Annotated in this window: 18 protein-coding genes; all 18 read right to left on the bottom strand. The window is 46.8% G+C overall.

Features of this window, described 5'->3' with window-relative positions; genetic code table 11:
* Positions 1 to 231 precede the first annotated feature (231 nt).
* Positions 232 to 2,568, bottom strand: coding sequence for a heavy metal translocating P-type ATPase (locus tag JOD82_RS21305; protein ID WP_209949903.1), 2,337 nt, complete (start codon positions 2,566 to 2,568; stop codon positions 232 to 234).
* Positions 2,569 to 2,756: 188 nt separating this feature from the next.
* Positions 2,757 to 3,125: an ArsR/SmtB family transcription factor gene (locus JOD82_RS21300; protein WP_007432172.1), complete on the bottom strand. Its 369-nt coding sequence runs from the start codon at positions 3,123 to 3,125 to the stop codon at positions 2,757 to 2,759.
* Positions 3,126 to 3,274: 149 nt separating this feature from the next.
* Entirely contained in the window at positions 3,275 to 4,399 is a 1,125-nt protein-coding gene (locus JOD82_RS21295) for an NADH:flavin oxidoreductase (protein WP_209949902.1), read from the bottom strand.
* Positions 4,400 to 4,584: 185 nt separating this feature from the next.
* The gene (gene cyoD, locus JOD82_RS21290) at positions 4,585 to 4,920 is read right to left on the bottom strand and encodes a cytochrome o ubiquinol oxidase subunit IV (RefSeq protein WP_029519230.1); all 336 of its coding nucleotides are present in this window, start codon (positions 4,918 to 4,920) and stop codon (positions 4,585 to 4,587) included.
* Positions 4,921 to 5,529, bottom strand: a complete 609-nt coding sequence (cyoC, locus tag JOD82_RS21285) for a cytochrome o ubiquinol oxidase subunit III (protein WP_013373104.1) — start codon at positions 5,527 to 5,529, stop codon at positions 4,921 to 4,923.
* The gene (locus tag JOD82_RS21280; RefSeq protein WP_025723659.1) at positions 5,529 to 7,505 is read right to left on the bottom strand and encodes a cbb3-type cytochrome c oxidase subunit I; all 1,977 of its coding nucleotides are present in this window, start codon (positions 7,503 to 7,505) and stop codon (positions 5,529 to 5,531) included. Before JOD82_RS21280 ends, cyoC begins: the two co-directional genes overlap by 1 nt.
* A 25-nt stretch (positions 7,506 to 7,530) precedes the next feature.
* Positions 7,531 to 8,514 carry a ubiquinol oxidase subunit II gene (gene cyoA / locus JOD82_RS21275; protein WP_029519232.1) on the bottom strand — a complete coding sequence of 328 codons (984 nt, stop codon included), beginning with the start codon at positions 8,512 to 8,514 and terminating at the stop codon, positions 7,531 to 7,533.
* A gap of 344 nt (positions 8,515 to 8,858) precedes the next feature.
* Positions 8,859 to 9,107 carry a hypothetical protein gene (locus JOD82_RS21270; RefSeq protein ID WP_029519233.1) on the bottom strand — a complete coding sequence of 83 codons (249 nt, stop codon included), beginning with the start codon at positions 9,105 to 9,107 and terminating at the stop codon, positions 8,859 to 8,861.
* A gap of 220 nt (positions 9,108 to 9,327) precedes the next feature.
* On the bottom strand, positions 9,328 to 10,674 hold the full coding sequence (locus JOD82_RS21265; RefSeq protein ID WP_209949901.1) for a GH1 family beta-glucosidase: 1,347 nt from the start codon (positions 10,672 to 10,674) through the stop codon (positions 9,328 to 9,330).
* Between the two features lie 5 nt (positions 10,675 to 10,679).
* Positions 10,680 to 13,151 (bottom strand): glycoside hydrolase family 95 protein, encoded by a 2,472-nt coding sequence (locus JOD82_RS21260; protein WP_209949900.1) that lies wholly within the window; start codon positions 13,149 to 13,151, stop codon positions 10,680 to 10,682.
* Positions 13,152 to 13,257: 106 nt separating this feature from the next.
* Entirely contained in the window at positions 13,258 to 14,952 is a 1,695-nt protein-coding gene (locus JOD82_RS21255) for an ABC transporter substrate-binding protein (RefSeq protein WP_039273751.1), read from the bottom strand.
* A gap of 73 nt (positions 14,953 to 15,025) precedes the next feature.
* On the bottom strand, positions 15,026 to 15,928 hold the full coding sequence (locus JOD82_RS21250; RefSeq protein WP_029519239.1) for a carbohydrate ABC transporter permease: 903 nt from the start codon (positions 15,926 to 15,928) through the stop codon (positions 15,026 to 15,028).
* Between the two features lie 15 nt (positions 15,929 to 15,943).
* Positions 15,944 to 16,957 (bottom strand): ABC transporter permease, encoded by a 1,014-nt coding sequence (locus tag JOD82_RS21245; RefSeq protein ID WP_029519240.1) that lies wholly within the window; start codon positions 16,955 to 16,957, stop codon positions 15,944 to 15,946.
* Between the two features lie 512 nt (positions 16,958 to 17,469).
* A complete protein-coding gene (locus tag JOD82_RS21240) occupies positions 17,470 to 17,886 on the bottom strand; it encodes a cupredoxin domain-containing protein (protein WP_209949899.1) in 417 nt (138 codons plus the stop codon).
* Positions 17,887 to 17,976: 90 nt separating this feature from the next.
* Complete coding sequence (gene cydC, locus JOD82_RS21235; RefSeq protein WP_209949898.1) at positions 17,977 to 19,785, bottom strand: thiol reductant ABC exporter subunit CydC; 1,809 nt, start codon at positions 19,783 to 19,785, stop codon at positions 17,977 to 17,979.
* On the bottom strand, positions 19,769 to 21,526 hold the full coding sequence (gene cydD / locus JOD82_RS21230) for a thiol reductant ABC exporter subunit CydD (RefSeq protein WP_209949897.1): 1,758 nt from the start codon (positions 21,524 to 21,526) through the stop codon (positions 19,769 to 19,771). The genes cydC and cydD overlap by 17 nt, the downstream gene beginning before the upstream one ends.
* Positions 21,526 to 22,539, bottom strand: coding sequence for a cytochrome d ubiquinol oxidase subunit II (gene cydB / locus JOD82_RS21225; RefSeq protein WP_080710733.1), 1,014 nt, complete (start codon positions 22,537 to 22,539; stop codon positions 21,526 to 21,528). The genes cydD and cydB overlap by 1 nt, the downstream gene beginning before the upstream one ends.
* Positions 22,526 to 23,932: a cytochrome ubiquinol oxidase subunit I gene (locus tag JOD82_RS21220; RefSeq protein ID WP_209949896.1), complete on the bottom strand. Its 1,407-nt coding sequence runs from the start codon at positions 23,930 to 23,932 to the stop codon at positions 22,526 to 22,528. The genes cydB and JOD82_RS21220 overlap by 14 nt, the downstream gene beginning before the upstream one ends.
* Positions 23,933 to 24,076: the final 144 nt, after the last annotated feature.

Raw genomic sequence — 24,076 nt, 5'->3', positions numbered from 1 at the left:
GCTTACTCATAATGGAGCAACCGAATCTTACATGGGCCTTACTTGTAAAGCCCCTACCTTAACGTATTAGGCACGCCACGCATTTATACATCTGGGCACAGCTCCCCTACAACCCACAAGTAATCTCTATACTGCTGGTACAAGACCACTCGAAAAAGGAACCTATAAAATAAACACCCCCGGTTTTCACAGGATGCCTACATCCGATGTTAACCCGGGGGTGTTTATTTTTTACTCGTAAGAACGAACCTTCAATACACGCATCACATTCAATACGGCTAGCAATGTTACACCTACATCGGAAAATACAGCCTCCCACATCGTAGCAATACCGAATGCTCCCAGCGTAAGAAACACAGCTTTGACACCTAGTGCAAAAATGATGTTTTGCCATACGATACGACGTGTGCGCTTGGCGATATGGATGGCCGTAACCAGCCTTGAAGGCTCGTCGTTCATGATTACGATATCTGCCGCCTCAATCGCAGCGTCCGAACCCAAGCCACCCATCGCTACACCGACATCGGCCAGCGCCAGTACGGGTGTATCATTGATTCCATCGCCCACGAACAAAATTTTGTCGCTCGTTTTTTTACTTGCAGACAACTGCTCGATGGCTTCGGCTTTGTGCTGAGGTAACAGCTCTGCCCTTACTTCATCCAAACCCAGCTGTCGTCCTACAGCCTCGGCAACTGTCCGATTGTCACCCGTCAGCATGATGGTTTTCACCACACCCAACTTTTTCAGTGAAGTAACCGTTTGGGCTGCGTCTTCCTTAACCTCATCTGAAATCAGAATGCACCCGGCATACGTTCCGTCTACCGCCACATGTACGACCGTTCCTTCATCCAGCGTCCCTGCTTGCTGCGCCACGTTAAAAGCAACATGTTCCCGCTTCATCAGCTTGGCGTTCCCGGCCGATACCAGACGACCATCTATTTGTGCCTGAATCCCGTGACCGGATATTTCACTATACTGCTGAACCCGTTCTGCTCTGAGTTCTTTACCGTAGGATTCACGCAAAGATGCAGCAATAGGATGTGTCGAATGCAGCTCCGCCAAAGCGGCGGTTTCGAGCAGGGTTTCGTTTGTAAAATCCCCGGCAGGATAAATCCCTGTTACACGGAAAACACCTTTGGTGAGTGTGCCTGTTTTATCAAAAACAGCGTATTTTACATGATTCAGAGCTTCAAGATAATTCCCGCCCTTGATCAGAATACCTGAACGGGAGGCTGCCCCGATTCCCCCAAAGAAGCCCAATGGAATAGATACTACCAGCGCACATGGACAAGAAATAACGAGGAAAACAAGCGCACGGTACACCCAATCTGCAAATTGTGCACCTGGCACAACAAGCGGTGGAACAACCGCCAACAACAGCGCTACAATAACCACTACGGGAGTATAGTATCTGGAAAATTTCGTGATAAACTTTTCAGTCGGCGCTTTTTTGGCACTCGCATTTTGCACTAATTCCAAAATTTTAGAGACCGCGGATTCACTAAACTCTTTGCTAACCTCTACCGTTAGAAGCCCGTTCGTATTGATAAATCCACTCAACACGCTACTTCCCGGCTCCACAGTACGAGGCACCGATTCACCAGTCAACGCAGAGGTATCCACATGCGATTTACCATCTACAACTTTACCGTCCAGCGGGATCTTCTCGCCTGGCTTAATCACAATCAAATCCCCAATGCGAACGTCTTCTGGAGACACTCTCCGTACGGACTCAGCCGTCTTCAGGTTCGCATAGTCCGGTCTAATATCCATCAGATCACTGATGGATTTACGTGAACGGTTAACTGCAACACCTTGAAACAGTTCTCCGATTTGATAAAAGAACATGACAGCTACGCCTTCCGGGTATTCCCCAATCGCAAATGCACCAACAGTAGCCAGCGTCATCAGGAAGTACTCGTCAAAGGCCATTCCACGCACCAGACTGCGTGCAGCCTGCAAGACAACATCACCGCCAACGATGATATATGCCAGTAAAAATAGGGCCAGCTTGCCTACACCTTCGACAGGTAACCACCAGGCAACAGCCGCAACGACCGCACCAATAGCCAAACGCGCAATCATGCGGCGCATACCGTCCGTACCGTGATCATGCGTATGCCCAGCGTGGCTATCATCTCCATGCGAATGTGAATGAGCATGGGTGGATTCACCATGTTTGTGCTCTGCATGGTGGTTGTGATGCTCGTGTGTATGTCCTTCACCTTCATCATTATGCTCATGACCGCATGCACAATCCTCTACGCTATCTGATTGTACTGCACCAGCATGGCTTCGACTGTCTTCATGTAGGTGGCCACGGGCACTTTTTACCACCATCCGAACATGTGGCTCAAGTCTATGAACCTTCCGTTCCGTCTGGCGAAAAACCTCTTCTTTTTGATCCGAACTTGTGGTCATCGTCAACGTTTTCGTAACAAAATTGACCGAGCAATCCATGACCCCTTCTATTTTACTGACTCCATTTTCAATCTTGAGCGCACAGTTGGCGCAATCCAAACCTTCCAAAATCCATTCATGCCGTTCCGTTCTTTTTAGAGCATCCATAATCATTGGCCTCCAATTAACTATATATGAGCAACTGTTCATATATTATTTATTAAGGTCATTATATTCAGGATCAGGGTCAAAAGTCAATGACATCTAGCCCTTTTTGCCAAAAAAAAACGAATGCAATGAACAAACACCAAAAGAGCGCCAATCGCTTGGCGCCCTCTGTTGTTTTATCCCAAAGATTATTGATGTGATATGTGTTGATGGGTTTGTAAAAAGATCTGCTCCACATGATTATCATCCAATGAATAAAACACCGTTTTGCCTTCCTTGCGTCGTTTGACAATACGCAGGTTGCGCAAATAACGAAGCTGGTGGGATACCGCAGATTGTCCCATATTGAGCACCTGGGTCAGATCATGAACACACAGTTCTTTTTGTGCCAGGGCATAAATCAGCTTGATTCGTGTCGGGTCACCCAGTGCTTTAAACAACTCCGACATTTTGTATGCGATGGAATCCTCAACAAGGGAAGATTTTATGCGCTCGATTTCCTGATCTGAACCGTGACAAGCCGGCTCGCAATCCAAAGCTTCCGTTTCAGAATTCATCCTTTTCACCCCGTGTATTTCGACTTGATGCTCCTATTATAGCAAATTCGTAGAGTTTACGAATAGCTTATATTACAGCTTGCCCTGTAACAGAAGACTTCCAAGTCTCAAATGCTTGCCTAACGCTATAGCTTTACAGTACATAAAGCTTAATTCAGCGTCTTTAATACTTCATCACTGTAAGGAATAATTTCTTCTATTTGTTGATCACGTAACTTCATCGCAAACGCTGGATCAACCAGCAAAGCACGCCCAACCGCAACCAGATCAGCTTCCTCTCGTTCTACTTGTCCCACGAGTTGTTCTAATCTTGCCTCTACACTACTGGATTGTTCGGTTTGACGATTATTATTTTTTTCAAAATCACTCAAAAACGCCTTCTCCAAGCCAATGGAGCCTACAGTAATAACTGGCTTACCTGTTACCTTTTTCGTCCAAGCTGCCAGGTTTAGATCGGACCCTTCAAATTCCGGTTCCCAAAAACGGCGGCTTGAGCAATGGAATACATCCACTCCTGCCTTCACTAATGGAGCGAGAAACTGTTCAAGTTCCTGAGGTGTCTGTGCCAGCTTTTCTTCATAGTGGTACATCTTCCACTGGGAGAATCGCAGTATAATTGGGAAATCCGGTCCTACTGCACGCCGACAAGCCTCAATGACCTCCACCGCAAACCGAGTACGCTGGACCAGATTGCCTCCATATTGATCGGTACGCTTATTCGTTTTGTCCCAGAAAAACTGATCAATTAAATAGCCATGTGCTCCATGGAGCTCAATACCGTCAAAACCCACTCGCTGGGCATCGGCAGCGGCCTGAGCATAGGCTGCGATAATATCAGCAATCTCGGTCTCGGTCAACGGCTCAACTACCTTTTCACCGGCAGGAGAAATACCGGACGGACCGACAGGCAATGCCTCGGGATTCGGTTGGTTATCCGCACCTATTTGGCGAGCTGTACCCACATGCCAGAGCTGCGGTATAATCTTGCTACCTACCGCATGAACCTCCTCGACTACCTTGGCCCACCCCTTTAATCCCTCACCATAAAAATTAGGAATGCTGGTGTGCTCTACAGCTGCGGGATGATTAATAGCAGTTCCCTCCGTAATAATCAAACCAACCGCATTTTCTGCACGCCGACGATAATACATCACCACGTCAGGCCCTGGGATACCTTGAGGAGAAAAATTTCGTGTCATTGGCGCCATAACAATCCGATTGGGAAGAGTTAAATTACCTGCCTTAAAAGGTTTAAACAGTAATTCTGTGTTCATTACTTTTCCCTCCGCTCTCCACTAGTATTATCGTTTTCACTCTACTGTTATACAATTCCATTTTACACATATGTAAACTTGAGTTCAAGAAGCCACAGTTTTAATTTTAATAAGCAACACAAAAAAAGAAGAAGCGGTTCTAAGTCCGCTCCTTCTTTCCTAATTAGTTTGTACTTGTGTGATTTTTAGTGTGCTACCATGTTGTATTCCATAATCCATACTGAACCACCAACGACGGTCAACAGGATCACTACACCAAGAATCAAGGTCATAACATTCCAACGTGGTCCATTGCTTTCACGGATGTGCATGAAGAAGAAAAGCTGAACCAGAAATTGCAGCACTGCCGCGGCTAAAATAACAACCATGGTCGAAGTGCGGCTCAACATATGATTCATCACCACGAAGAGAGGAATGATGGTCAGTACGATGGACAGAATAAACCCGATAACATAGGATTTCACTGAACCGTGAGAATCATCATGACCATGCGAACCCGCTCCTGATTGATGCTGTGCCATCTACATCACCCCCATCAAATAGACGACTGTCAGCAAGAAGATCCAGACAGCGTCCAAAAAGTGCCAGTACAAGCTCAATGCCGAAACTTTCCCCTTCGTCTCTGGTGTAAGCCCGCGTTTTTTCAACTGGAACATGAGTCCAATCATCCAAACCAGACCTAACGAAACGTGAAGTCCGTGCGTTCCGACTAGAGTGAAGAATGCCGACAAGAACGCACTGGTTCCAAAATTGGCTCCTTCGTGTACCATTTCAACAAACTCGTAAACTTCAAAACCGATAAAACCAAGACCCAGGATCGCTGTTACGATTAACCAGCTGATTAATCCCTTCATGCTTCCTTTGTTCATAGCCAACACAGCCAGACCACTTGTGAAGCTGCTCGTGAGCAAGAGGAACGTTTCAATAATAACGCCCGTCATGTTAAACAGCTCTGCGCCACCTGGTCCTCCGGCCGTGTTATTCCGAAGGACAACGAAGGTTGCGAACAAGGTACTGAACAGGATTACGTCCGTTACGAGGAAGATCCAAAAACCAAGCATCTTCAGCTCTTGCGGATCGTGATGCCCGTGGTCATGATCATGGCTGTGATGTGCTGCAGCTTGTGCCATTATACAGACCCCCTTATTGCCGCTTCCGTGCGTTTTACTTCATCCGCAGGGATATAGTAGTCGCCATCGTAGGAGAAGAACGAACGGCAAATCATACAAATTGCCACACCGATCAGCCCTGGAATATAGAAGAACGACCATCCGAATACGAACCCGAAACCTGCAATGAAAAAGAATACCGACATAATGAATGGAATCGCCGAGTTTTTCGGCATATGAATCGCTTCAATTGGCGGTTGCTTTCTGAAAATACCTTTTGCACGTTTATCTTTTTCTGCCCACCAGTCATCACGTTCTTCTACTTGTGGAATGGTAGCAAAATTGTATTCCGGTGCAGGTGAAGGTATCGACCATTCCAACGTATGGCCACCCCAAGGGTCGCCTGTTGTATCCTTCAGCTTGCGGTAATTCTTGATGCCCAGAAGAATTTGAAGAACCTGGAACAAGAACCCAATCCCCATCAGGAATGCCCCAACGGTCGAAACGAGGTTAAGCGGCTGCCAGCCGGTATCCCAGCCATAAGTGCTCAGACGACGCGTCATACCCATCAGACCGAGAGAATATTGTGGAATAAAACATACATAGAAACCGATGTTCCAGAACCAGAAAGCCCATTTACCAGGCGTTTCAGGCAATGTGAAACCGAACATTTTAGGCCACCAATAGTACAGACCTGCCAAGTAACCAAACACTACACCACCAATCAGAGCGGAGTGAAAGTGAGCGATCAAGAAGTAACTGTTATGGAACTGGAAGTCAGCAGGCGCTACAGACAACATGACGCCCGTCAAACCAGCAATCAAGAAGTTCGGAATAAAAGCAATTGACCACATCATAGGGGTCTTGAATGTAATCTTACCCCGATACATCGTGAACAGCCAGTTAAATACTTTAACCCCTGTCGGTATAGCGATAACCATCGTCGAAATCGCAAAGAATGCATTAACATCTGCGCCTGATCCCATCGTGAAGAAGTGATGCGCCCAGGTGAAGAAGGACAGGATCGCAATCATGAACATAGCGTAAACCATGGATTTGTAGCCAAACAATTTCTTTTTGGAGAATACACTGATGACCTCGGAATAAATACCGAAGGCAGGCAAAACTACAATGTATACCTCAGGGTGACCCCACATCCAGATCAAGTTGATATACATCATCGGGTTACCGCCGAAATCAAGCGTAAAGAAGTGTCCTCCTCCAAAGCGGTCAAGGAACAGCAATGCCAAAGTAACCGTCAGAATCGGGAATGCGAAAATGATAATAACACATGACGAAAATACGGACCACGTAAAGACAGGCATTTTCATCCAAGTCATACCAGGTGCACGCATTTTAATAATGGTCACAATAAAGTTGATCCCCGTAGCCAATGAACCTATACCAGAAATCTGAATACCCCAGATATAGAAGTTCTGACCGACGCCAGGACTAAATTGCAGTTCTGAAAGCGGTGGATAACTCAACCACCCTGCATCTGGCGAACCGCCGATAACAAAGGACAAGTTGAACAACATCGCTCCCATAAAGAAAAGCCAAAAGCTCAATGCGTTCAGGAAAGGAAACGCAACGTCGCGCGCACCAATTTGAAGGGGTACGGCGATATTAAACAAACCAAACATCAACGGCATCGCCATAAACAGGATCATGATCGTGCCGTGAGTTGTGAAAATCTGATTGTAATGCTCAGGATGCAGAAGTGTCACATCCGGTGTAGCCAGTTGAACACGCATCAATAATGCATCCACGCCTCCGCGGAATAACATCAAGATGGCCGCAAGAATATACATAATACCGACTTTTTTATGGTCAACAGTAGTCAACCAGTTTTTCCAAAGCCAGCCCCATTTTTTGAAATAAGTGAGCACAAACACGATCCCGATCGTCGCTAATGCGATGGAGACGTCCGCTCCATAGATCATTGGGTCTCCAGTAACGAAGAAAGTGGATGCAAACTCTTTTATTTTGTCAAGCATTGGGGGCCTCCTTCCTTATAATCATTTAATTGTGTCCGCTCATATTCATATGACTCATGTCCATTCCAGCATGATCTTCTGTGCCGGACTTGGTTGAATCTTCTGTGGATGTAGCTCCGCCATGTCCAGCATGGGGGTTAGGAGCCCCTTCCACTACATACTTGTTGACAATCTCTTTGAACAAGCCATCTGGAATCGAAGAATACTCATCAGGCTGGGACAAACCTGGTTTTGCAAGCGCCAAATAGCCGTCTTTCGTCAGCGGCTTAGACTGCTTCTTGATGTCAGCGACCCAGTTTTTATACTCTTCATCCGACTGGACCTCTACATCAAAACGCATTTGTCCAAAATGCTCACCGCTAAAGTTTGCACCCGAACCAAAGTAAGTTCCTTCGTGATCGGCCTGCAAATGCAGTTTCATAGCCATGCCTGACATGGTGTAGATTTGTCCGCCCAATTGCGGAATCCAGAACGAGTTCATCGGTGCGTCAGCAGTCAGTTCAAAACGGACTGGAACACCTTTAGGAATGTGAACTTGGTTAACTGTAGCTATACCTTCCTCTGGGTACATAAAGAGCCATTTCCAGTCCAGTGAAGTCACTTGAATGGTTACTGGCTTTTGCGTACTTGCCAACGGCTTGGAAGGCTCCAGCAAGTAGGTATATCTTGCAGTAATAACCGCAATAATACAGATAACGATAATTGGAATAGCCCACCATGTGGTCTCCAGCTTTTTGCTGTCATCCCAGTGGGGTTGGTACTTCACCTTGTTTGTCGGTGTATCACGATACCGCCAAATGATGAAGAAAGTCAAAATCATGACCGGTACAATTATTAGCGCAGACAATGCCGTTGTAAGAATGATCAGCTCTTTTTGTGCTTGCCCAATGGGTCCTTTCGGATCGAAAACAACGTATTTTCCGCCAGCATAAAAACACGTCCAAATGAGCAATGCTACCGTGAGCACGGTCAAAACCAACGCAATAATCGCTTTTGGTTTTTTGTTCATGTTGTTCCCCTCTCCTTAAATAATAAATTACTCAAAACTTAACGAACTCCTGTAATGTTGCCCCTATATAAGATAGCAGAAAAGCGGCCACTTTTTTTATTGTTAACAGAATTGTCGATTATTTGTCCGATTTTTGTGAAAAATATCTCTAAAAATAAAATTTCTCTTGCAAATTCAAAATATATTATAATTCAAAGATGACATATTAAAAACGTTATTTGTGTATCTTAAAGAAGTTATATTAAAGAAAAAAGCGGGACTCCCTACAGTTATCATCCTACACTGCTCGAAGCCCCACGTTGTTGTTTTCAGTATATATTTGCTTTAAATCATTTTTAATTTTATTAACTGCGACCGTTTTCCTGGTCTTCCTTCTTGCGTGCAATGACAAATGATTTCCCAACGAGAAAAATAAAAATCCCGGCAACAACGCAGCCAATGCCTGTCATTAAATATATATTTCGATCAGTCAAATTTCCTATATCAAGCAAAATAAGGATAATACCTGCAATACAAGCGATCAAAGCGATAACAGATACCGTACGGCTCATCTGCCCGTCAGTTGATCCTGATTTTCTAAAATTTGCAGCCATCCCCTCCACTCCCTTCGGTCCAAAATAATTTTAACGCCCTCGTTCGGTATTTTTGTCAGTATGCACACATCTTGCTTCTTTATTCCCTTTGGTCTCTACATACCTGAAACAACCCTCTGCATATCCTGACTATTATTACCCCGGAAGACCCAGTATTCAAACAAAAGGGAATGAAGACAGATCCGTCTTTGCTATATTTTTTAAAAAAATTGCTCTTCGTTTAACGTCTGGTCTCCAACCAGTTATTACTTACTATATTTCGATACCAATAGTAACTTTCCTTCGGGGTGCGGACCTGTGTGCGAAAATCGACATGAATCATGCCAAATCTCATATTATATCCCTCTGCCCACTCAAAATTGTCCATAAGTGACCATGCCATATATCCTTTGACATGAAGGCCGTCATGAATCGCCCGGTGTACCTGCACCAAATGCTGCTGCATATACGAAATGCGACGGTCATCCTGAACCTTGCCATTCACGACATCATCGTTGATACAAGCCCCATTCTCTGTGATATAAATATCGAGGTTACCGTATTTTTGCAAATAATGCAGTACCTCGTACAGCCCACGCGACTCCACTGGCCAGCCGATATCTGTTACAGGTAGCCCCATATTGATTTCTTCAGATTGAAGAAACCCGGCTTCAGGATTAAAGCGATTAACCGACATACTATAGTAATTAATACCGATCATATCAATAGGCTCGCCAATAATATCCATATCACCATCCTGAATAGGCACGGTAGCTCCCTGCTCCGCGAACCAGTCTACCAAAAACTGAGGATACGAGCCTTGATAAATAGGTTGAAGAAACCAGTCACTGTGCAGGGAAATGGTGCGCGCACAAGCAGCTTTATCTTCCTCAGATGTACTGTAAGGGACAGCCCATGAGACATTGGGAGCGATACCGATCTGGCCACTGGTGCCCAGCTCACGGTAGCGGCGCACAGAAAGACCATGTGCAACTAGCAGATGATGTCCTACATCAATGGCTGTCTGAAGATTTGTCAGACCTGGGGCATGAACACCCAGCATATTGGATAAAAAGGCGATACACCACGGTTCATTGAATGTTAGCCAATGGTGTATTTTACCGTGGAACTCGCGGAACATCGTTTCTGCATACTGGACAAATGCTTGAATCGTGTGACGATTCTCCCATCCTCCAGCATCCTGAAGCGCTTGAGGCAGATCCCAATGGTACAGTGTACAAAACGGTTCAATCCCGTTTTCGTTCAACAAATCGACTACGCGATGATAATAGTCCAATCCTTCTTGATTGACTTCACCGTCACCATTGGGAAATATACGCGGCCAGGACACGGAAAAACGGTATGTACGAATGCCCAGCTCCTTCATTAGGCGGATATCTTCCTCGTAGCGATGATAGCTGTCACAAGCTACATTGCCGTTATCACCGTTGAATACTTTGCCAGGCGTATGGGCAAAGGTATCCCAGATCGACAAGCCTCTCCCATCCTCCTCATAAGCTCCTTCGATTTGATAGGCTGCCGTCGCGGTGCCCCACATAAAGTCCTGCGGAAATTGAAAAATGGTCATATTGTCTATTCCTCTCCTTCAATTATAATCGTATGCCCGTTCGTTATTTCCTGTTCTTTGGTAAAAATCCATGACAAAATAAATCCTCCGTGCTCAGGATCAGGCAGAGCCTGACGAGCATCTGCGCTAAATGGATGTGCACTGCGAATCGTGCAGCTTCCTGCTGAGATGGATGTGGCCAGTTCTGCACGGACAAGCCGGGAACCGGACCATTCCATGCCGACCGTCATCCCGCCATGTCCCTTCAATCCACTGACCCGTCCCTCCGGCCATGCCGTTGGCAGGGCAGGCAGTAACGTCAGCTCTCCCGGACGGCTTTGTAGCAGCATTTCTGCGATCCCCGCCGTCGCACCAAAATTACCGTCGATCTGAAAAGGCGGGTGAGCGTCAAATAAATTAGGATAGGTCGATCGCGACAGCAACGTGCGAACATACCGATGTGCGGCGTCGCCATCTTCCAGTCGAGCGTACAGATTAATCAACCAGGCACAGCTCCATCCGGTATGCCCACCACCGTGATCAAGCCGTCGACGCAACGATATGCGAGCCGCCTCAGCTAGCTCCGGGGTATCACGGATGTGAATTTGTCGACCAGGATATAACCCATATAGATGCGAAACATGTCGATGCCCAGGCTCCGCTTCCTCAAAATCGACAAACCATTCCTGTAGCTGACCGTGGCGACCAATTTGATAGGACATTAATCTGTCTCGTGTCTCCTCGCAGCGGTTGCGGAACTCATCATCTAGTTCCAGCAGATCCGCAGCTTGAATGCAGTTACCCAACAGCTCTCGAATCAGCGTCATATCCATGGTAGAGCCCATAGATATGCTGCAATCCTCGCCATCCGTCGTTTTGAATTTATTTTCAGGTGATGTGGATGGGGACGTCACAAGCTGACCCTCCGGGCCTTCTACGAGCCAGTCCATGCAAAAGGCTGCCGCCCCCTTCATGAGCGGATAAGCTTGTTCTGCCAAATAGGCTATATCCAAGGTAAACAGATAGCGCTCCCATAGGTGAGCAGTTAGCCATACACCTCCAAGCGGCCAAAATGCCCAGCTGGCATGGCCCCCTGAAGGTCCGGCGTATCTCCACACATCTACATTGTGATGAGCCGCCCATCCTTGAGCACCATAATGGATGGAGGCTACCCTCCGTCCCGTACGAGCCACTTCTCCAATCATGTGCAGCAAGGGTTCATGGCACTCGGCAAGATTGCATACTTCTGCGGGCCAATAGTTCATCTGAGTATTAATATTGGTTGTATAATTACTGTTCCACGGCGGCTGCACCCGGTCATTCCAGATGCCCTGAAGATTGGCAGGCTGACTCCCCGGACGCGAGCTACCCATGAGCAAATAGCGGCCATACTGAAATAACAGCACTTCCAGCCCCGGGTCGGCCTGACCTTTCTGATAACGTTCTAATCGCAGATCGGTCGGTAGAACGAATTCGTCGGTTAGAGTATCACCTCCCAGTTCTAATGCAACGCGGTCAAACAGCTTTCGATGATCCTGTTCATGGCGTTGCCGCACCTGCTCAGTTCCCAGCGAAATTGCTCCGTCTAAAATGACTTGACATGCTTCTGCTGACTCCGTTGCATCACTATTCGGCATAGCGTGAAATCCCCTAAATCCAGTAGCTGCTGCCAAATACACCGTGATTTTATCCGCGCCTGAGATGATCAGCGCACCATCAGTGTCCTTCGTCAAGGTTCCTCCCTCGGGAATAACCCTCGCCTGAACTGCAAAAGCCATCCCCAAATCATTTTCATAAACGACAGACTGTGGATGATCACCGTGATAATTAGATTCCACATGACTGGGCGCTCGTCCAGTCAATGTCATAAAGTCCCCGGATGGCTCCTCGGATGGATCATCCTCTTTATCGCTATCCCATTTGGATGAATCACCAAAATGTACATCCTCTCCAACCTCGTCTTCACAAGGATGGGGGGAAGTGATGCGCACGGATGCTTGGATCTTCCCAAGCTTATTCGCAGTCAGTGACACCATGATGATTCCATCTGGCGCACTGGCGATAACTTCACGGGTATAGCGGACTCCATCACTCTGAAAAGTGACCGCTGCGGTTCCGGTCAGCAAATCCAGTTTCCGTTCATAATGTGCAATTTCCCCTAGGCCCTCCTGCGTAATCCACAAATCTCCCAAAGGCTGATAGGCTTCCGTATCGCGACCTAGCATATTCGTATTAATCAGTTGTTCCGCTTCCTTGTATTTTCCATCTGCAATCAACTTTCTGGCAGGCTGCAAATATCGCAATACATCATACTGAACGCCATCTCTGGGAAACCCGGACCAGAGCGTATCCTCGTTTAATTGCAAATGCTCCTCTCTGATTCCGCCAAATACCATAGCTCCCAGCCTTCCATTGCCGACTGGCAATGCTTCCTCCCATACCTCAGCAGGCTGGCGATACCATAAACGCAGGGACTGTGGCCTTTCGCCTTTCGTCACATCAAACCCTCCCCCATCAAGATCAAACAGAGCGCTAATCCCGTATGGACCTTAAGGACAAGCGCTCTGTCATTCCGGCATTCAAAATTTCGTTAAAAGCAGTCAGCTATTTAGAAGCCTTACCGCTCCATAACTCCACTCTGTCCTTCACCAGTTGCGTGTATTGCTGTTCCATTTGGACAGCTCCGGCGGCATCCAGTTCTTTAATCATGTTGTCGTATACCGTATCAAAATTGGAAGCTGGTGCTAAAATAGCTTCGGGTATACGTTTGCGGATAATGTCGGTCGTTTTTTTGAATGTAACGTTATAGTTGGATTCATTGTCTGTTGTCAGGTTATAGGCTGCGCCCCAAGGCTTTACATCAAATTCTTTCTTGTCTGGGAACAGATCTTTCCACGTTTTTACGCCATATGCTTTAAGGGATTCTTTCTCCGGCTTCGAATAAGCCGCGATAATTTGCTCCGGGAATTTGGCAGTATAGTAGTTACCCGTAGGGTCCTTCACGCCGTCACCATAGTGTCCGCTGATGAGCGTGTACAAATCTATACCCGTGGATTTGCTGAAGTTGGTTGCATTGTTCGTTTTTTGCTCCAGCACATCAGCCGGAATGATGCGTTTGCCATCTTTGATCTCATAATGCTTGCCCTCGATCCCCCAGTTCACTAGCACCTGTCCTTCATCGGAAGCTAAATAATCAAGGAATTTTATAGCCCGCACCGGGTCCTTGCAATTTTCCGTAATACCTACACCATAACCGGACACGAAGCCCATATCCTGAAAGGAACGATCCTTGTATTCCTCCGAAAGTGTAACTGGAAAATGCGCGTAGCTGGCATCAGCCTTACCTGACGCTTTTAATGCATTTTCAGCATCCTGATACCCCCACTCCTGGTCAATCAGACCGAGGACACGGCCGCTGGCAATTTTGGATTTGTATTGATCACTTTTTTGCACAAACGAATCTTTATCGAGCAGCCCTTCATTGTACATGTGGTTCAACCAACGAAAATATTCCTTTTCTTCTGGACGTTTGTAATGAAGTTTGGCTTCAAATGTTTTGGGATCAATAAAATATTCACCATCATCCGGCGCTCCAGTCGTCTGGAAGGCAGGATTCGTTACGGTAATCATAATTCTCCAGTCATCTGCATCCAGCGTGAGTGGGATTGTTTTTTTGCCATTGATCGTCGGATGCTTGGCAGTATAGGTTTTGAGTACGTTTTCATAATCCTGTAGCGTTCTTACCTTTGGATAACCTAACTCCTTGAGCACCTTATGCTGAATTTCAAATCCCCCTGTTGCGTCAAAACTTTCCTGTCCCACACCTGCATACGTAGGAAGGACATAGATGGATTGATCCTTATTACTGTATTTCAAACGATCCATATAGGGTCCATATAGCTTTTTGAGATTAGGTGCGTGATCGTTGATCAGATCTGTCAGATCAATCATGGCCCCCGCATCCACAAGCTTATTAATATTCGCTTTAGGAGAAACCAAGTCCGGGTATTCTCCACTTGCTGCCATCAAAGCAATTCGGTCATCTCCACCTCCACCGCTGACATCAAATTCCGCATTCAAGGTTACACCTGTTTTCTTGGTGATTTCCTTGCCTATTTCATCCTTCATTCCGTTCCATTGTGGGCTTGTATCTGCTCCGAAGAAGCTAAACGTAATCGGGTCTGTACCGCTGGATGTGCTCTCCTTCGCTGCTTTATCGCTTCCCCCACAACCTGCGAGTGCGGTAAGTGACACCGCGAGCAAGGGAATCAGTGCAAATCTGGACCAGTGTTTTTTCATGTATAAATCCTCCTATATTCTTATGATGACTTCTCCTGCAAATAACTACTATTTACTGCCAGAATCCTGGCTTTTATGATTTCACTGCCCCCAGCGTCATACCGCCTACAAAATACTTTTGCAAGAACGGATACACCATCAGGATGGGGAGCGTAACCGTAATCGTGATTGCCATTTTGATCGACTCTGGTGAAATTTGAGCCATTTGTTTAGCCATGTCATTGCTATTCGTCATACTGGAGCCGCCTTGCTGCGTACTTTGCAGTATTTTCATCAGCTCATACTGTAACGTCGTCCATTGCGACGCCCCACCGTTGTATAAATACGTATCAAACCAAGCATTCCACTGACCTACTGCTAGAAAAAGAGCAATCGTTGCCAATACTGGTTTGCACAGCGGCAAAATAATTCTCCAGTAAATCGTAAAATCATTCGCTCCATCGAGTTTGGCAGACTCCTGCAACGCATACGGCAAACCATCCATAAAGGAACGAATGACAAACACGTTAAATGCACTGATTAAGCCTGGAAAAATGTACACCCAAAACGAGCCCAGAAGATGCAAATCCCGCATTAAAATAAACACGGGCACCATCCCGCCGGAAAAATACATCGTCAACGCCAAAAACGTAGAAATAAACTTACGAGCACGAAACTCGACCCGACTCAATGTAAAAGCAAGCATAGATGCGCAGATCAATCCGAGTACCGTCCCGACCAAAGTACGAAGAATAGATATTTGCAGTCCCTGAAGAAGGCCATCGTACTGGAAAATCGTTTTGTAATTTTCGAGCGTAAATTGGCGGGGCCATATATAAATACCACCACGAACCGTGTCCGTTGAATTGTTCAGGGAAATCGCAAGTACGTTCAGAAACGGGTACAGCGTCAACACCACGATCAGAGCCATGAGGATATAGTTAAATAGGTCAAACAGCTTCTCAGACCGGGTAGCATTAAATGCCTTATTCGTCATTTCGCTTCTCCCTCCCTACATGATGCTTTCTTTGGTCAGTTTTTTGAATATACCGTTCGCCGTAAACAACAGCAGAATGCTAACCAGCGAGTTGAAAATACCAATTGCCGTCCCGTAAGAGAAGCGACCCAAATTAATCCCGTAATTGAGCGCGTACAGATCCAGCACCTCGGAATAATCCGTCACAAGACTATTGCCAAGCAAGAACTGCTTTTCAAAACCGTTGCTCACCAGATGTCCAATCGCCATAATGAACAGAATGGCAATCGTCGAGCGGATACCCGGCAGTGTAATATGCCACATCTGTCTCCAACGACTCGCTCCATCCACGCGCGATGCTTCATACTGTTCTTGATCAATTCCGGTGATTGCAGCTAAATAAATAATCGTATTCCAACCTGTCTCCTTCCATATGTCGGAAGCGGTTACAATATACCAGAACCAGCTCCCCTTTGCCATGAACTGAATCGGTTCATCCACAATATGAAGCGCTACCAATACATCGTTGACAATGCCTCCGTCAATGGACAGCATCTTGGTGACCAAGCCGGCCACAACTACCCAGGATACAAAATGCGGGAGGTAGGATATTGTCTGCACAAACCGTTTGAACAGCATACCACGCAGCTCATTTAACAGAATTGCAAAGAAGATCGGTACGACAAAACCAAATACAATCCCCATCAGGCTCATCGCTAGCGTATTGCGTAATACCAGATAAAATCGTTCATCCTGAAATAGCTCAATAAAGTTATCCAGCCCTACCCATTTCTGGTCCGTAAAAGATTTGGCTGGCTTATAATTTTGAAACGCCATCGTCCAGCCCCAAAGCGGAAGATAGCTGAAAACAAACACCCATATGACGAAAGGAATGGACATAAAATAAAGATACTTTTGCTGCTTCACACTGTCCCACAAGCCTTTTTTACCACGGTCAGGCTTCGGGCCGCGAGCCTTGCGTGGTCTTCCCCTATTGGATTCAGGAATCAAAGCACTATTGTTGGAAGCGGTTTCAGTTGAAGATCCCATAACAAGCTCCTCCTCATCTCTAGATACTATTATCATACTTTGCTGGCTTGGAAGCGGATACCCGACGAATTAGGAGAAAAATCAGTTCAAAATTAGATATATGGGATGAAAAAAATTACATTCGTGCCACTACGCATGCGGATGGTGCTTCCCATCGCTGTTGTCCCCGGATTTCTTGAATAAGCACACAAAGGTAGAAAGCCGGGGACAGTTTATGCTTGCGATGCGAACTTTCCTGCAGAAAGCTTTAAGGCGACCGCTTCGCTTGTCCAGCACATTCCGCCTGTTCCGTTCTAATGTAAATTCCCTGAAAGAAGTCTTGTAAAAAACAAAAGATCTGCAATGTAAGCTGATCAGAGGTAAAGGGTAAAGGATAAAGCATAATGCAAAAAGGATAATGCATACTGCACCACAGGTGGTGGATGGTATATACACACTGTCGCAATTAACCTAATGATTGATTGAAGGAAAAAAAGCTTTCTGGCATCAATGTGCCAGAAAGCTTTTTTGATTTATTTTACTGTGATCGTCCCGTAGTACATGTACATACCGCAATTGTACTCATATACGCCTGGTTTCAAGTCCTGGACGGTAAAATAATTATTTTCGTGATCCAGGTAAACGTCCATTCCGATCTTCAACGACTGCACTTCATCAATGCAAGTGAAGGATGTCATTTTCTTGAAATTGATTTTGGTTGGAACGCCGGCTTTCACTTCAATATTTTTAGGATAGAAACCGTCCCCTTTTACACCCACTGTAACAATCTCATATTTAGTTTTGTCTGGCTCTTCCTGAGCTTGTTTAGGTTGAATGGCCGGAAACGACGACACGCTCCCCTGAAAATAAAACAAGACAAACCCGCCCATGCTCAGGGCTACAAAACCAATCAGCATCAAATGCCAATGCTTAGAGATTAGTGTTTTCATTCATATCAGCCTCTCCAGTTGAATGTCTGCATGTGACGCATCAACTCTAACCAGTATATAAAAGTTAATCAAAATTTTAAATACCTCATTTCACAGGCTCGGATGATCCAGCTCATACAGATTACGGTAACGAGACTGCTCCTGCCACAGCTGCTCATGACTGCCGCGCATGGAAATGGTGCCCTGCTCCATAAAGATCACCTCGTCCATATGCTCCATTCCTGTGAGATGATGCGTGATCCAGATCAATGTTTTGCCCTTCAGCACACGAAACATCGTCTGCATGAGCTCATGCTCTGTCAGCGGGTCAAGCCCCACTGTCGGCTCATCCAGCAAAACAATCGGGTGATTTTGCAGCAAAATCCGCGCCAGTGCAATTCGCTGTTTTTCTCCACCGGAAAAACGAAGGCCCGTCTCATGCATTCGGGTATCGTAGCTCTCCGGCAAAGAATCAATTAGAGTTCCAAGCCCTACCTGCTTCGTCACTGCACGCACCTCATCCAGCGTAGCATCGGGTCGTCCCAGCCGAATATTGTTCGCTACCGTTGTATCGAATAAATATGGCTGCTGGTTTAGCACCGCAAATAAACTGGAGTATGCTCCACCTGTATATACGGGAATCCCTGCGATAGTGACGCTCCCTTCATCAGGCTGCAATGCTCCCTGAATCAGGTTCAGTAGCGTGGACTTGCCCGCACCACTGCGACCAAGCAATGCAACCTTGCCCCCCTGCGGTACGTGCAAAGAGATATCACGCACGCTCCATTCCTGCGTTGCCGCATAGCGGTAGCTTACGTTGTTCAGCAGCAGGTCTCCTCCGTGGCCCAATCCCAGAGCGGTAGCCTGCTCATCTATAGTGTCAGCTGTGCCGCCTGCTGCTGGGTGTCCTGCATCCACAGTAACCGGAAGCGATGATGACACAGGTGTATGTGTATCTTTCTCCGAATCCTTCAACCGTCGAAGGGAATCCTGATACTCCGGCGCATGCACCACTGCTTCTCCAGCGCGAACGAAAGCATCCAGCAACGGAAAAGCCACAAGGGCAAAGGATGCCAGCCATGTGGCTTCTATACGATTCTGTGCTACCAGTCCTCCCGCCCACACAGTCATAATCACAACCCCGCCACCTACAACGCATTGTGCGATCCAATGAGAACGCCACTCGCCCCGGCGAAGTGAATTTTCCATCACGGCAGCCCTATTGTGCCGTTGTGTAAAGGTACTCAGGAAATGCCCAGTCCGTCCGCTCAGCACCAGATCACTCATGCCGAACAGAGCATCCGTCAGGTCCTGATAGGCTTTACTCCGTTCCTGCTTGAACATTCGCCGTTTGGCGAGTGAGGTCCATAGTGAGATAGCTGGGGCAATAAAAAGCAAAAATCCTCCATATAGCGCCATAAGCAAGGCAAAGGTTCCGTCCATCCGTCCGAGCGCCGAGATGCCTGCTGCATAAATCAGCAAAGCCGATAGCGCAGGCAGAACTAGCTTCAGATAGATGTTTTGAAGCTGCTCAATATCCTCTGCCAGCAACCCCAATAAATCCCCTGTACGGAATTTGCTGCGGATCATCAGCGCCTGCGGTTCTACTGCCCGATATAAGCGTACCCGCATACGGGACACCAGACGCAGTGCGGCATCATGTCCTACCAAGCGTTCCAGGTACTGAATAACCGCTTTACTAAAACCAAATGTTCGCACAAGCACAATTGGAACGTACACCATTAATATATTTTCCGGTTTTAAGGCCGAACGGGTAATCAGATGACCGGACGTAAAAAGCAACGCGCCCGCACATCCAATGGCCAGCGCGCCTAAAAGAGCAGCTAGCAGAAAGGCCCAAAAATATTGTCTCAGATACGTCACAAACCAGCCTTGTCTGCTATTATCCGTTACTCTCATATCGTCCGTTCCCTCCTTCCGACATCCCCGTCAGCAATCGGTAATATGCCCCCTTACGGGCAATCAATTGTTTATGGGAACCTACTTCTTCCAGACGACCTTGATTCATCATCCAGACACAGTCCATATCTGGCATCCAATGTAGCCGGTGGGTGGCAAGAAACACTCTTTTGTGTTTCAAAACCGATAAAATCGTCTGTTTTAGCTCCCACTCTGTCTCAATATCCAGATGCGCCGTAGGCTCATCCAATAAAATGACCGGACGGTTACTGAGCAACGCCCGCGCCAATGCAATCCGCTGCGCCTGTCCTCCGCTCAACGTCCTACCCGCTTCACCAATGGGCTCATTCATTCCACCCGGAAGACCGTCTACCAGTTCACGCAGTCCAACCGCGTCAACCGCCCACTCCACCTGCTGGTTGGATGCCTCCGGTTCATAAAAACGGATATTATCTGCCAGAGAAGCGCTAAACAGGTATGGATGCTGTGGAATATACGCAATATGCCGTTGCCATTCAGCTTTTGCATCCCCAGCCAATCTGCATCCATTCAGGAGCAGTTCGCCCGAAGTGGGATCAGCAAAACCGCCAAGCAGACTAAGCAGCGTCGTTTTACCTGCTCCACTAGCTCCAACGATGCCGATCATGTTCATGTGCGGTTCAACATTGGCAGACACATGTTCAAGCCGAGCCGAACCGTCTTCATTAAGGAGGCACACATCGAACAGCTCGAGAATGTCCTGTCCCGTGATGTCCAATCCTTTATCGTTAGCTGCCTGTTTATTCGGCTCGGTCGCGTCATCTTCTGTACTGAGAATGGAGCGGATTGCTCCCCAAGCCTCCTTACCATCCAGTGAAGCATGATAGTCTGATCCCAACTGGCGTATGGGCATAAAATATTCTGGGGCCAGAATAAGCACCGCAAGCGCTGCCTCCAAACCCACCGAGCCACTAATCAGGCGCAAACCCAAGCCTACCGCAACAAATGCGACCGATAGCATACTAAAAAAATCAAGGGCAAATGAGGAAAGAAACGCTACCCGCAGCGTGCGCATCGTTGCCGTGCGGTATTGGTCGCTGACCTTCCCAACCGTTTCCCCATGTTCTTGGCTACGACCCAAAAACCTTAGTGTCTGAAGTCCACGCAGCGAATCCGTGAAATGATGAGATAACAGACGATAGGAACGCCACTGCTTGTCTGCCTGCTTCCGCGCCGCCAAGCCGAGTAAAATAAAGAAGCCTACCAGAATCGGCATCGTAGTCGTCAAAATCACACCTGAAATGACATCCAATGTGAAAACATACACAAGTACAAGTATAGTGACAGCCATCATGTCAATCATACGAGGAATGGACAGCTCCAAATACGTGCGAAAACGATCCATGCCGTCCAGCGCTAGCGTCACCAACTTGCCGCTACCTTCCTGCGCTGCAAAACCCGGTCCCCGTTCGAACAAACGTGCAAGCAGACGCTCCCGTAAGGAAGCGCCTGAAGCTTCAGCAAAACGGCCTGCTGTCCGGCGTTGCAGCCAGATCGCCGTATGCCTCGTTGCAAAAGCAGCGAAAAACAACGCCAGCGACGGCCAAGCCATCACCAGCGGATTTTGTTCAAACAAAATCGTAACAGCCTTTGCCAAGAAGACTGCTTGTGCAATCACTGCGGCCCCCTGGAGCAGGGAAAGGGCAGCCAGTAGCAGCATCACTGGCCGAATGCCCTTTAATTCAAACCATGCCTTATCCATTAGTATTCCAAATGATCCTTCTCACTGAGACGCTTATGGAAAACAAAATAGCTCCACGCCTGATAAGCCAGCACAAAGGGTAAAAGCGTTGCTGCAACAATCGTCATGGCTTTCAGTGTGTAATGACTGGAGCTTGCATTATAAATCGTCAAATCAAAAGCACTGTTAATCGAGCTCACCATAAATCTTGGGAACAAACCGACGAATAACGAAACGAAGGTCAGCAAAATCACTGCACCTGTCATCCCGAAGGCCCATCCTTCGCGGCGCTGCTTCAGGAAGTACCACGTCAGCACATAGGCGACAATTCCGACTGCTACCGCAGCATACATAAAGGGACCGCGACGCGCAAATAAATCCGTTGCAAAATAAGTCCATACCACCATGCCCGCAAGTAAAATGCCCAATACCGGAAGAAATTTGGATGCCATCACGCGAGCACGATCCCGTACTTCTCCAATCGTCCGCAGAGAAATAAACGTCAGTCCGTGCATTAGGCACATTCCGACCACTGTCAGTCCAATCCATACGGTATATCCATTGAATACATCGGAAAATCCAGCTTTCAAATCCATGTTTTGCTGAATAGGTACACCTTTCACCAAAGCCGCAAAAGCCATACCGAACAGCATCGGCGGTAGAAAGCTGCCAATCAGAATGCAGGCATCCCACGTTCCTGTCCACCATTTTCCTTCAGCCTTTCCGCGGAACTCAAAAGAAACTCCACGCAAGATCAAACCTAGCAAAATAAACACAAATACGAGATAATATCCGCTGAACATAGTCGCATAAAAATGCGGAAAAGCGGCAAACATTGCACCTGCTGCTGTAATCAGCCACACTTCGTTGGCATCCCAGAATGGACCAATCGTATTGATCATCAAACGTTTTTGTTGGTCGTTACGCGGCACCAATCCTGTGGCCATTCCTACGCCAAAATCAAAGCCCTCCAGAAAAAAGAAGCCGGTAAACAGCACAGCGATCAATAAGAACCATAAATCATTTAGCGACAATGGTGTCACCCCCTTGAGCAAAAGGATCATGAATTACCGTTTGCTGATGTGGCTCAATATCTGGACCTTTACGAGCCGTACGGTAAAACAGAAACGCCAGCACACCTGTTAAAATTAAATACAATGTAGTAAATGAGATGAACGAGAATAGCACTTCTCCTGCCACAACGGTAGGCGAAACAGAATCTTTCGTTTGAAGCAAACCAAATACCGTCCACGGTTGGCGACCTATTTCAGTCATGATCCAACCTGAAGTATTCCCAATGAATGGAAGGGATATCCCCCATATCATCAGACGGAAGAACCAGCGATGTGAACCTTCCAGCTTTTTACGGAACGTCAGGTAAGCCCCGTATAAGGCGAGTGCAATCATGCCACATCCAGCCGCAATCATAATGCGGAAGCTCCAAAACGTGGTACGTACTGGCGGGATATAATCGCCCGGACCATACGTTTTTTCATATTGGGCTTGCAGCTCATTCATACCAGGCACAGAGCCGGTAAATTTACTATAGGATAGAAAACTCAAAGCAAAAGGAACTTTAATCTCAAAGGTATTTCCCTTGTTTCCAGGATCAATCCATGCGATAACGGTCCAAGGAGCGGGGTCACCACTGTTCTCCCATAAGCCCTCACTGGCAGCCATCTTCATCGGTTGTGTTTTCACTAAATATTGAGCCTGTCCATGACCAAACAACGGAATAGCAATGGCGCTAATTAATGCAACAATAATACTCAATTTAAAAGAAGGTTTAAAAAAGTCCAGATTCTTTTTGTGCATCAGCTTCCATGCACTGATACCCGCGATCAGAAATGCTCCTGTCGCAAAAGCAGCAAACAATGTATGTGGGAATTCCCATAACAGTTGTTCATTCGTTAGCAGAGCAGCAAAATCTTTCATTTCTGCACGTCCATTTTGAATCTCATAGCCTACTGGACGCTGCATGAAGGAATTAGCAGCTAGAATCCACAATGCCGATAACATCGTACCGATAGATACCAACCACATACAAATTAAATGGACCGTTTTGGACAATCTTTCCCAACCGAATACCCATAATCCGATAAATGTCGATTCCAGGAAAAATGCAAGCAGCGCTTCAATCGCCAGCGGCGTACCAAATACATCACCCACAAAACGGGAAAAGTCCGACCAGTTCATCCCGAACTGAAATTCTTGCAAAATCCCGGTGACTACGCCCAGTGCAAAGTTAATCAGCAGAAACGTTCCCCAGAATTGAGCCATTTTTTTGTACAAGTCATTTTTCTTAATAACATACATAGTCTCCATAATTGCCACCAATAACGACAATCCAATGGAGATCGGCACATAAACAAAGTGAAGAATCGTTGTGGTTGCAAACTGCAACCGTGCCAAATCCAATACGTCCATGATGTTGCTCCTCCCCCTGTACTTCTCTTAACATTGATTTATAGTGTCTGTAATCTGAAGTCTTCTACATTTGTGACAGTATTCACATTCTTACATATGCAGCGGTCACCTTTTAGAAAATGACTCACTCAACTACCTTCACCA

Origin of the sequence: Paenibacillus sp. 1182 (genome assembly GCF_017833915.1) — a bacterium.
GTDB lineage: Bacteria > Bacillota > Bacilli > Paenibacillales > Paenibacillaceae > Paenibacillus > Paenibacillus polymyxa_D.
The sequence above is the reverse complement of the archived record's forward strand: the minus strand, read 5'-3'. Positions and strand labels throughout refer to the sequence as shown.